Consider the following 11,142-nt stretch of genomic DNA (forward strand, 5'->3'; position numbering starts at 1 on the left):
ATGCGCTTCCGGCTGACCGAGGACCAGCGGGCCTTGCGGGACGGCGTACGACAACTGCTGGCACGCCGCTTCGACCGCGAGGCGCTGCGGGCGGCCGTATCGGCGCCGGGACTGGACCGCGCGCTGTGGCGGGAGCTCGGCGCGGCCGGGTTCTTCGCGCTGCGCCTGCCGGAGGCCGACGGCGGCGTCGGACTCGGGCTTCCCGAGGCGGTGTTGGCCTTCGAGGAGGCAGGGCGGGTGCTGCTGCCCGGGCCGCTGGTGGCCACGCACCTCGCGGCGGGGGCCGTGCCGGGGGCGGCGACCGGGGAGACGGTCGTGGCCGCCGTCGACGGCGGGCTGGTGGAGTGGCTGGCGGAGGCGGACGTCGTACGAGGGGAGGCTGCCGGTGCCGTACCGCTGCGGTCGGTGGATCCGCTGACGCCGCTGCACCGGGTGGCCGCTGCGGGCTCGCCGGACTCGGTCGCCGTCCTCCTCACCGCCGCGGAGCAGCTGGGCACCGCCACGCGCGCGTGCGAGCTGGCCGTGCAACACGCCCGGACCCGTGAGCAGTTCGGGCAGCCGATCGGGGCCTTCCAGGCGGTCAAGCATCTGTGCGCCGAGATGCTGGTACGGGCGGAGACGGCCCGGGCCGCGGTGTACGCGGCGGCCGTCACCGCCGATCCGGTGGACATCGCGGCGGCCCGGCTGCTCGCCGACGAGGCCGCCGGGCGCGGCACCCGGGACTGCCTCCAGGTACACGGAGGGATGGGGTTCACCTGGGAGAGCGAGGTTCACCTGCATCTGAAACGGGCCTGGGTGCGGTCCCAGCGTGGCGGCATGAACACGGAGAGTGAGGAAATCCTCGCGGCCGATCTGGCGGGCTGAAGGGCGGAAAGGCGAGTGTGCTGGGGTGTCGCCGGGGCCGCCCGGACGGATGTCGCGGATTGTGGCATACCGGAATCACGGAGCGTTGATATCGGGTTGTGTCCTAGGTGTGACTCGTCACGTCCCGGAGTCGGAGTGCCGCTCCGGTACCTTGTGTGAGATGCGAATGGTTCCGAGCACGAGCCATGCCGGAGTTGCCTTGGAGGCGGCTCCGGATCCGGCGGTGCGCGCCGCTGTTCGCGGGGCAGAAAGGCCGTCGGCCTCTGCTTGTTCGACTTCCCCCGACGAGCGTCGCACAGTATCCCGTACGGGTACTCCTTCGCGCTGGAATATGCCCGAAGCGCTTGTTGGGGTGACTGTACGTCAACCATGCTGTCTCATAAGGGATTCACGTTCCGTGACCCCGGCTTTGGCCATTGTTGTGGCCACGCAAAAAATGGCTACGATCGTGGCCCTCGTGAGGCGCGAGGCTATGTGTCCGCCGGTTCGGATGGTGTGAGCGGTGCAGGTGCTTCAAGTGCAGCTGGAGATCCGGCCCGACCCCGCCGAGGTGGGGCGAGCCCGAAGGTGGGCCCGCTCGCGCCTCGCCGGGTCAGGCATAGGGGACGACGAGTCGCTCGCGGAGACCCTGATCCTGCTCGTCTCCGAACTCGTCACCAACGCCGTGGTCCACACCGGCTGTCCGGCCGTGCTGCGACTGTCCCTGCCGCCCGTCGAGGCGGAGTCGGCCACCGTACGCCTCGAGGTGGCCGACCGCAGCGACCGCGCCCCGGTGCCGCGCTGCGTGGACGGTGACCAGACGGGCGGCCGGGGCCTCGCCCTCGTCGACGGACTCGCCGACCGCTGGGGCTGGAGCCCCGAAGGCGTCGGCAAGCGCATCTGGTGCGAACTGGACCGGTGTTCAGGGTCCGAGGACGGCGCGACGACCTACGGGAACGGCGCTTCGGCGTACGAGGGGCTGGCGTTCGAGGCGGTGTGACCGGCGCACGGTGGACTCGGGTCCCGTGGAAATGCCGGTGGTCCGGTGCACGGTCGCGGAAAGCGCTGTCGTCCCTTCCCGGGCGGTGAATCCGTGCGCCGGACGTGCTTCTGTGCGCGCCCACGGCAAATGGGGTGTAAGTGATAAATCCCCGAACAGATGTTGACGCCGCGTGACCGTTTGAACACGCTTGTGGTCAGCGATTCGCCGTGAGGGGACGACGAGGGGTTCGGTGACGGGAACCCTCGCCGAGTGCGGGTCGTGATTCGGCGTCGGTTCTTTCACGGCCAGGAGGAATCGGGGCGGGTGCGCCGGAGTCGGATGGCGGCGCGGTGCCGTGCTCGGGGCGGGCAGTGGTGCGTCGCCGTCCGACGGTCATTGGAGGCATGTGGGCTTGGCGGCCTGGGGACTTGGCGGATCAGAGGATCGCGACGGGAGCCACCGGGGTTCCCGTCGCGCCCACGAAGGGTTCGGGCATCGCTGACAGCAAGAACGCGTAGCGACTTTCTTGTCCACAGGCTGTGGACAACTCTTCGAGATTCCAGTTCTGCCCCTGAATCATCCCCATTTCCACCAGATCGAGCGCATGCACGGGCAGCCACAGATCCTCGATCTCGGGCGGGAAGACCTCGAAGGTGAGGGTGTCGTTCGCGACCGCGGCGACGTCGCGCGCGTGGAACCACTCCGGGGTACGGATCGACAGGCCGGGCGACGGATGGCTGTACGCGTGCTTGTCGCCCGCCAGATACACCTGCATCTGCCCGGTCCGGACGAGCACGACGTCACCGGCACGCACGCGCGTGCCCGCGAGTTCCTCGGCGGCCTCCAGGTCCTCGGGAGTGACGGCGTACCCACCGTCGAGCCGGTCCTTGTGGCGGGCGCGGGCCACGTCGAGCAGCACCCCGCGCGAGACGATGTGCCGCGCCTTGTCGATGCCGCTGAACTCCGACCCGCCGTGCGGGGTGATGGTGTCGGCCGGGCGGCCGTTGTAGAGCCGGCCCGAGTGCGAGACGTGGGTGAGCGCGTCCCAGTGGGTGGCGGCCTGCAGGCCCATGGTCACGGCGTCGTCGCTGCACGCCACCGTGCCCGGCCCGAAGATCTCCTGGTTGATCTGCACCATGGCGTGCAGGGGATTGACCCGGCCCGGCATCAGCCCGGTCTGCACGCCGTCCTGTTGGAGGGGGAGGGCCAGAGGTACCCGGCGACCGCTCCGTACGCAGGTCGCGGCCTCACGGACGACCTCGTCAGTGATCAGGTTGAGGGTGCCGACCTCGTCGTCGGCCCCCCAACGGCCCCAGTTGTTCACGCGCTTGGCGATGTCGTGGAACTCGGCCGGCAGCGACATCCGTCCTCCCTGGGGCTTGTCTCCGACTGTCTCACGGGTCATAAAATCTAACGGTCCGTCAGAAACCGCGGGAAGGGGCCGGCGTGGGGAACTTCTTGGCAGGCAGGGTGATCGCCGTGACGGGCGCCGGGCGGGGCATCGGCCGGGCGGTCGCGCTGGGCGCGGCGGCCGAGGGAGCGCGGGTCGTCGTCAACGACTACGGCGTCTCGGTGGACGGCGGCTCGCCGACGAGCGAGATCGCCGAGTCCGTGGTCAAGGAGATCGCGGCGGCGGGCGGCGAGGCGGTCGCCGTGGCCGACGACATCTCGACGATGGCGGGCGGGCAGCGGGTCGTCGACGTGGCGCTGGCCTCGTACGGGCGGCTCGACGGGGTCGTGTGCGTCGCCGGGATCCTGCGCGAACGGATGCTGTTCAACATGTCCGAGGAGGAGTGGGACCCGGTCATCGCCACTCATCTCAAGGGCACCTTCACGGTGTTCCGGGCGGCCTCCGCGGTGATGCGGCAGCAGCGGGCGGGGACCTTGATCGGCTTCACCAGCGGCAACCACCAGGGCTCGGTGTCGCAGGCCAACTACAGCGCCGCGAAGGGCGGGATCATCTCCCTGGTGCGGAGCGCTGCGCTCGGCTTGAGCAAGTACGGGGTGACCGCCAATGCGGTGGCGCCCGTGGCTCGTACGCGGATGTCGGCGAACGTGCCCATGGAACTGGCGGAGATCGGTGAGCCGGAGGATGTCGCCGCGCTGGTTGTCTACCTGCTGTCGGAGAAGGCCCGGGAGCAGGGGATCACGGGGCAGGTGTACACGATCGCCGGGCCGAAGATCGCTGTGTGGGCGCAGCCGAGGGAGTTGCGGGCCGCGTATGCCTCCGGCGGGTGGACGCCGGAGGCGATCGCGGAGTTTTTGCCGGGGTCGGTGGGGGTGGATCCGATGCCGATGCTTGCGCGGGTGGCGGGGATGGAGCTCGCCGCTGCGCGGCGTGACAGGCGAAACACCCCCTAGTAGCTCGGGGGTGCGGGTTGTGGGGCGGGTGCGGGTTTGTTGTGGCTGGTCGCGCAGTTCCCCGCGCCCCTGGGTAGCCGGACGCGTCCCGCGTTGAGAGGAGAGCCCCAATGGACTTCGGGTTTACCGCTGAGGACGAGGCGTTCCGAGGGGAGGCCAGGGAGTGGCTTGCGGCGCATGTCGATGGGTCCCTCGATCGTCGTACTTGGGAACGGACCCTCGGCAAAGCCGGCTGGATCGGGCTCGGGTGGGCCGCGGGCGGGTACGGCAACCGGACCGCCGGGCTTACCCAGCAGGTCGTCTGGGCCGAGGAGTACGCCCGCTCGGGTGCGCCTCCGCGCTCCGGGCACATCGGGGAGAACCTGCTCGCCCCGACCCTTCTCGCTCATGGCACCGAGGAGCAACGGTCCCGCTTTCTGCCGCCGATCGCCGCCGGGGAGGAACTCTGGTGTCAGGGGTACAGCGAGCCCGGGGCGGGGTCGGATCTGGCCGGGGTGCGTACGAAGGCCGAGCGGTGCTCGGACGGGACGTACCGGATCACCGGGCAGAAGATCTGGACGTCTCTCGCCCACGAGGCGGACTGGTGCTTCGTGCTCGCCCGCACGGAACCGGGGTCCAGGCGTCATCACGGGCTCACCTTCCTGCTCGTGCCCATGGAGCAGCCCGGGCGGATCGAGGTGCGGCCCATCCGGCAGCTGACGGGGACGAGCGACTTCAACGAGGTCTTCTTCGACGGGGCACGCGCGCGCGTGGAGCACGTTGTCGGGGGTGAGGGCGGGGGCTGGGGCGTTGCGATGAGTCTGCTCGGGTTCGAGCGGGGCGTCTCGACGCTTGCTCAACAGATCGGGTTCGCGAAGGAGTTGGGGCGGGTTGTGCGGGCGGCCGTCGAGTCCGGTGCGGTGCGTGATGCCGTCGTACGGGAGCAGCTGGTGCGGCTGTGGGCCGAGTTGCGGGTGATGCGCTGGAACGCTCTGCGCACGCTGGGGAGTTCGGGTGCGGGCCATGCCGGGGCGCCCAGTGTGGCCAAGCTGCTGTGGGGCGGCTGGCATCAGCGGCTCGGGGAGCTGGCGATGCTGGTACGGGGCGCCGGCGGGGCGGTCGGGCCGGCGGAGTGGTCGGCTTCGGCGTCGTACGAACTCGACGCGTTCCAGCACCTGTTCCTGTTCTCGCGGGCCGACACGATCTACGGCGGCTCCGACCAGATCCAGCGCACGATCATCGCCGAGCGGGTGCTCGGTCTTCCGAGAGAACCCAAGGGCCGACAGGGGGCCGCGTGATGCGAGGCGTGCTGTTCGACGGGACGCGGATCGAGGTCGTGGACGATCTCGACGTACGGGATCCGGGGCCCGGTGAGGTGCTGGTGGCGATCTCGGCGGCGGGGTTGTGTCACAGCGATCTGTCCGTGGTGGACGGGACCATACCTTTTCCCGTTCCTGTGGTGCTCGGCCATGAGGGGGCGGGGGTGGTGGAGGCCGTCGGGGCCGGTGTCACACACGTGGTGCCTGGGGACCACGTGGCGCTGTCGACGCTCGCCAACTGCGGTGCTTGCGCCGAGTGCGACCGGGGGCGGCCGACGATGTGCCGACGGGCGATCGGGCGGCCGGGGCAGCCGTTCACGCGGGGCGGGCGGCCCGTGTTCCAGTTCGCGTCCAACTCCGCCTTCGCGGAGCGGACCGTGGTGAAGGCCGTGCAGGCGGTGCGCATCCCGAAGGACATCCCGTCGCCGTCCGCGGCGCTCATCGGGTGCGGGGTGCTGACCGGGGTGGGCGCCGTGCTCAACCGGGCCAAGGTGGACCGCGGGGACAGTGTGCTGGTGATCGGCACGGGTGGGATCGGGCTGAACGTCCTCCAGGGCGCGCGGATCGCGGGCGCCCTGCGGATCGTCGCGGTGGACGCGAACCCGGCGAAGGAGAACGTGGCGCGGAGGTTCGGGGCCACCCACTTCCTGACCTCGACGGAGGGGGTGCGGGACGTTCTGCCGACGGGGGCGGACCACGCCTTCGAGTGCGTGGGTCGCGTGGAACTGATCCGGCAGGCGATCGATCTGTTGGACCGTCATGGCCAGGCGGTGCTGCTCGGCGTGCCTCCGGCGACCGCCGAGGCGTCCTTCCTCGTCTCGTCCATGTACCTGGACAAGTCGATCCTGGGCTGCCGCTACGGGTCCTCGCGGCCGCAGCGGGACATCGCGCTGTACGCCGAGCTGTACCGGGAAGGACGGCTGCTGCTCGACGAGTTGGTGACGGAGACGTACCCGGTCGAGGATTTCGAGAAGGCGGCGGCGGACGCGGAGGCGGGGCGGGTGGCTCGGGGGGTCCTGACTTTCTGAGCCTGCCCTGAGCCTGTCCTGGGCACGCGTCGGGGGCATGTCAGGGGTTTTCCACAGGCGCTGGAATTCTCCTGGGGTGTTGTCAGTCCGGGCATCTAGCGTCGTCCCATGAGCTACCGCGACGTCGCCTCCCAACAGGTCCTGATCTGGTCCTGCACCACCGTCGGCGCCCGTATGCCCGTGGCCATGGCGCCGCTGGCCCTGGTCTTCCTGGTGCGCGAACGCCCCGGCGGCTACTCGCTGGGCGCGATCCTCGCGGCGGCCTACGTCATCGGCGAGATCGCCGGCGCTCCCGTCCTCGGGATGCGGCTGCGCCCCGACCGAGCCCGCGCCCACCTGGCCGTCGGACTCGCGGTCGGCGCCGTCGCCTTCGCGGGGCTCGGGGTGGTCCCCGACGCGCATCCGACGGTCCTCGCCGGGCTCGCTCTTCTCGCCGGTGCCGCCCCGGCCGCTGCCACCGGTGGCCTGCGCACGCTGCTCACCGTGCTCGTCCCGGAGCGTGCGACGGCGCAGGCGCTGTCCGTCGAGTCGATACTGACGGCCGGGATCTGGGCCGTCTCCCCGGCCGCGGTCGCCGGCCTCGCCCTCGGTGTCGCACCGCCCGTCCCGCTGCTCCTCGGCGCCGCCCTGATGGCGTCGTCGGTCGCGGGCCTGTGGCTCCTGCCGGCCGGGTGGGGCGCGGACGACACGGGCGGCGCGGACCGGACGGGCGCGTCGCAGCTCCGGCTCCTGGTCGGCGCCTGGCCCGTGTACGTCATGGGCGCGGCCAGTCTGGCCCTGCTCGGTCTGGCCGAACTCGTGCTGCCGGCCCTGCTCGAACAGCGCGGCGTCGGCGTCGGCTGGACCGGTCCGCTGCTGACCGGGATGGCGGTGGGCGGGGGCCTGGGTGCCTTCGTCCACGGTCTGCGGTCCTGGCCCGGGCGGTTGCGCACCCGCAGCCTGGTGCTGATGGCCGGCACGTCGGCCTGTATGGCCCTGGCGGCGCTGACGCCGGACCCGGCCGGGATCGCCGCCGCGCTGGTCGTGGGCGGCACCCTCCAGTCCTGCGCGATGCTCACCCGCAACCTGTCCCTGCGCGAGGCGCTCCCGCCGAGCGTCCTGGCGGCGGGCTACTCGGTGATGTACGCGGCCGCGGGCGCGGGTTACGCGGCGACGGGCTCGCTCGCCGGTGCCCTCCTCAAGGTGGCGGCGCCCTCCACGGCCATCCTGGCCGGCGTGGGCCTCACCGTGGTGCTGACGGCGGTCGGCTGGTGGGGCGAGGTGCGCCGCGCCGGCCGTTCACCGAAGGCTGCCGACACCGCCGTGGCCCTCGGGCTCGCCGATGCCGGTCCCGCCGGTTCCGCCGGTCCCGCCGCTCCCGGCCCGGAAGGTGCGGCGATACGCGGTAGGGGTGACGCCGAGGGCCGTCTGTAGGTGCTGGCGCATCGACTGGGCGGTGCCGAAGCCCGCGTCCCGGGCGACCTGGTCGATGGAGAGGTCGGTGGACTCCAGGAGGTGCCGGGCCCGTTCCACCCGCTGCTGGGTGAGCCACTGGCCGGGGCTGATGCCGACCTCCTCGCGGAAGCGGCGCGTGAAGGTGCGTACGGACATGGCCTCCTGCTCGGCCATGTCCCGCAGCTGGATCGGCTCGTGGAGGCGGCCCAGCGCCCAGGCGCGGGCGGCGGTCGTGGTCGCCAGCTGCGGGTCGGCCACGGGGCGGTGGATGTACTGCGCCTGCCCGCCGTCGCGGTGCGGCGGTACGACGGTGCGGCGGGCCACCTCGTTGGCGACCGCCGTGCCGTGGTCGCGGCGCACCATGTGCAGGCACAGGTCGATTCCGGCCGCGACGCCCGCCGAGGTCAGGATGTCGCCGTCGTCGATGAACAGGACGTCCGCGTCGACCTTGATGCGCGGGAAGAGGTGCTGGAGGTGCTCGGCCTCGGCCCAGTGCGTGGTGGCGGGCCGGCCGTCGAGGAGGCCGGCGGCGGCCAGGACGTAGACGCCGGTGCAGATGGAGGCGAGGCGGGTGCCGGGGCGGATGTGGGCGAGTGCGGCGGCCAGTTCGTCGGTCAGCACGCCCTGCTCGAAGACCGGACCGAGCTCGTACGACGCCGGGATGATCACGGTGTCGGCGGTGGCCAGGATCTCCGGGCCGTGGGCGACCTCGATGGCGAAGTCGGCGTCGGTCTCGACGGGGCCGGGCGGGCGGACCGAGCAGGTGACGACCTCGTACAGGTGCCGGCGCTCGGCGTCCCTGGGGCGGCCGAAGATGCGGTGCGGGATGCCCACTTCGAAGGGGAGCAGGCCGTCGAGGGCGAGGACGACGACGCGGTGGGGACGGAAGCCCTGAGTCGTTTCCATGGCCCGATCCTAGCGAATGATGTCCTTCGGGCCACTCGATCGGAGGATGGCCGGAAAGGAAGCTCTATGTCGTGCCCCAGACAACCGAAGCCGCCGTAGAGGCAGCCCGCGCCGGAAAGAAGCCGACTCGCCCGCGGCGGAGCCGCATGATGTCACTGCACAGAGCCTGGTTCGTCGCGGCCGTGACCTTCGTGACGATCATCGGCGCCGCCGCCTTCCGTTCCCTGCCCGGCCTGCTCTTCGACCCGCTGAACGAGGACTTCGGCTGGTCGCGCGGCACCGTCGGCGCGGCGGTCTCCGTCAACCTCGCGCTGTACGGGCTCACCGCGCCCTTCGCGGCGGCGCTGATGGACCGCTTCGGCATCCGCCGGGTCGTCGCCGTGGCCCTGACGGTGATCTCGATCGGGTCCGGCCTGACGGTGTGGATGACGGCGGCCTGGCAGCTGCTGCTGTGCTGGGGTCTGCTGGTCGGCCTGGGCTCCGGCTCGATGGCGCTGGCCTTCGCGGCGACGGTCACCAACCGCTGGTTCACCGAACGCCGCGGCCTGGTCACCGGCATCCTCACCGCCGCCTCGGCCTCCGGCCAGCTGATCTTCCTGCCGGTGCTGTCCTGGATGGTCGAGACGCACAGCTGGCGCCCGGCGGCCGTCACGGTGTCGCTGGCGGCCCTCGCGGTCGTCCCCTTCGTATGGCTGCTGCTGCGCGACCACCCGGCCGACGTGGGCCTGAAGCCGTACGGCGCCAAGGAGTTCGTGCCGAAGCCGGAGCCGGTCCCCGGAGCCGCCCGGCGTGCGGTCACCGTGCTGTGGAAGGCCGCCCGCACCGGCCCCTTCTGGCTGCTGGCCGGCACCTTCGCGATCTGCGGCGCCTCCACCAACGGCCTGATCCAGACCCACTTCGTGCCCGCCGCCCACGACCACCACATGCCCGTCACGGCGGCGGCCTCGCTGCTCGCGGTCATCGGCGTGTTCGACGTCGTCGGCACGATCGCCTCCGGCTGGTTCACCGACCGCTTCGAACCGCGCCGGCTGCTCGCGGTGTACTACGCGCTCAGGGGCATCTCGCTGCTCTTCCTCCCGATGCTGCTGGCCCCGTCGGTCCACCCGCCGATGCTCTTCTTCATCGTCTTCTACGGCCTCGACTGGGTCGCCACCGTCCCGCCCACCGTGGCCCTGTGCCGGGAGCACTTCGGCGACGACAGCGCGATCGTCTTCGGCTGGGTCCTCGCCTCCCACCAGGTCGGCGCCGCGCTCGTGGCCTTCCTCGGGGGCGTCGTACGGGACGTCTTCGGCGAGTACGACATGGTCTGGTACGCGTCGGGGGCGCTGTGCGCGGCGGCGGCGCTGATGGCGCTGGTGATCCGGCGGCCGGTGGTCACGGTGGCGACGCCGACTTGAGGTGGAGGCCTGTTCAACGGGCGTGGTCGAGCGGCTCGAAGCCGACTTGTCGGCGCATGCCGAGGGCGACGGTGAGTCGTTCGAGGAGCGGCAGCGTGGGCATGGTTCCGTCCGCCTCGAACCGCACCACAGCCGGCTGTCGCAGTCCGGCCGCCTGTGCGCCACCCCCTCAAGAAGCCCGCCGGAATCGAACTGACTGAGGCCCAGCAGACCTACATCGAGCTCCCTCCGCCGGACGACGGCTGAGTGGCGGCTGCCGTGGCCGCCAACGGCAGGAGGGTGGCGAGGTGGTACGGCCGCAGTGTCCCGTCGTCGGTAGTCAGCGGCCTTCGCCGGTGGCGACCATCAGGGCTAGCGACCCGCATGCTCTTGACCGCGCTGGAGGGGAGGGCCCAGTTCCCGGAAGCGAAGAGCTCGTCGAAGTCGCCCTGGCTTCCTGCAATGCCCGGCGAACAGCGTCCCGGGAGGGATCTGACGGCGGGGCAAGTTCTCCTTGCAGCGCTGGCCCTCGGTCAGAGCGATGCGGGTGCTGCGGGACAAAGTCCGCGCGGCCACCGGACGCTCCAAGACCGAACGGCCGGTGGTCGCCGTGGTCGCCGACCTCAACCCCCGCGCTGCGAGGCTGGGGTGCGTACTTCCGCAACGGGAACTCCGGGCGGAAGTAGAACGCGGTCGACGGCTGTGTCCACGAGCGGCTGGCGATCCGCGCTAGCCGGAAACACGGACTGCTGGGCCGGAACTGGGTCACCCAGGGCGACGGCGCATGCCAGCTGGTGAACGATGTCGGAAAGCCGTGTGCGGGAGAACTGCATGCACGGTGTGCGCCGTGAGGCGCTTTGTTGTATCCCCGACGCAGTCGGGAGGAACTTGGAGGGAGGTTCTTGGGTCACCCG

General features: G+C 71.4%; 8 protein-coding genes. 6 read left to right on the top strand and 2 right to left on the bottom strand.

All coding sequences use genetic code 11. The annotated features are described in order from the left end of the window. Positions 1-864, top strand: a complete 864-nt coding sequence (locus AC5P09_RS16065) for an acyl-CoA dehydrogenase family protein (protein ID WP_493874548.1) — start codon at positions 1-3, stop codon at positions 862-864. Between the two features lie 517 nt (positions 865-1,381). Further along, positions 1,382-1,843, top strand: coding sequence for an ATP-binding protein (locus AC5P09_RS16070; RefSeq protein ID WP_493874549.1), 462 nt, complete (start codon positions 1,382-1,384; stop codon positions 1,841-1,843). 418 nt (positions 1,844-2,261) lie between these two features. On the opposite strand, the gene AC5P09_RS16075 is transcribed toward AC5P09_RS16070, so the two are convergent. Next, positions 2,262-3,188, bottom strand: coding sequence for a cyclase family protein (locus tag AC5P09_RS16075; protein ID WP_493874550.1), 927 nt, complete (start codon positions 3,186-3,188; stop codon positions 2,262-2,264). Positions 3,189-3,271: 83 nt separating this feature from the next. On the opposite strand from AC5P09_RS16075, the gene AC5P09_RS16080 reads away from it, so the two are divergent. From AC5P09_RS16080 to AC5P09_RS16090, 3 genes are all read left to right on the top strand, one after another. Next, a complete protein-coding gene (locus tag AC5P09_RS16080; RefSeq protein WP_493874551.1) occupies positions 3,272-4,186 on the top strand; it encodes an SDR family NAD(P)-dependent oxidoreductase in 915 nt (304 codons plus the stop codon). Positions 4,187-4,296: 110 nt separating this feature from the next. Continuing rightward, positions 4,297-5,463, top strand: coding sequence for an acyl-CoA dehydrogenase family protein (locus tag AC5P09_RS16085; RefSeq protein ID WP_493874552.1), 1,167 nt, complete (start codon positions 4,297-4,299; stop codon positions 5,461-5,463). Further along, a complete protein-coding gene (locus AC5P09_RS16090; RefSeq protein WP_493874553.1) occupies positions 5,463-6,512 on the top strand; it encodes a Zn-dependent alcohol dehydrogenase in 1,050 nt (349 codons plus the stop codon). The genes AC5P09_RS16085 and AC5P09_RS16090 overlap by 1 nt, the downstream gene beginning before the upstream one ends. 1,278 nt (positions 6,513-7,790) lie before the next feature. Here AC5P09_RS16090 and AC5P09_RS16095 read toward each other — a convergent pair. Beyond that, a complete protein-coding gene (locus AC5P09_RS16095) occupies positions 7,791-8,852 on the bottom strand; it encodes a GlxA family transcriptional regulator (protein ID WP_493874554.1) in 1,062 nt (353 codons plus the stop codon). 71 nt (positions 8,853-8,923) lie between these two features. On the opposite strand from AC5P09_RS16095, the gene AC5P09_RS16100 reads away from it, so the two are divergent. Further along, positions 8,924-10,249 carry an MFS transporter gene (locus AC5P09_RS16100; RefSeq protein WP_493874555.1) on the top strand — a complete coding sequence of 442 codons (1,326 nt, stop codon included), beginning with the start codon at positions 8,924-8,926 and terminating at the stop codon, positions 10,247-10,249. Positions 10,250-11,142 lie beyond the last annotated feature (893 nt).

It is taken from the genome of Streptomyces sp. a15, from assembly GCF_059026085.1.

Bases quoted from the DNA above. Each gene is read 5' to 3' on its own strand.
- AC5P09_RS16065 (WP_493874548.1), top strand. From the start codon at position 1: ATGCGCTTCCGGCTGACCGAGGACCAGCGGGCCTTGCGGGACGGCGTA.
- AC5P09_RS16095 (WP_493874554.1), bottom strand. From the start codon at position 8,852: ATGGAAACGACTCAGGGCTTCCGTCCCCACCGCGTCGTCGTCCTCGCC.
- AC5P09_RS16085 (WP_493874552.1), top strand. From the start codon at position 4,297: ATGGACTTCGGGTTTACCGCTGAGGACGAGGCGTTCCGAGGGGAGGCC.
- AC5P09_RS16090 (WP_493874553.1), top strand. From the start codon at position 5,463: ATGCGAGGCGTGCTGTTCGACGGGACGCGGATCGAGGTCGTGGACGAT.
- AC5P09_RS16075 (WP_493874550.1), bottom strand. From the start codon at position 3,188: ATGTCGCTGCCGGCCGAGTTCCACGACATCGCCAAGCGCGTGAACAAC.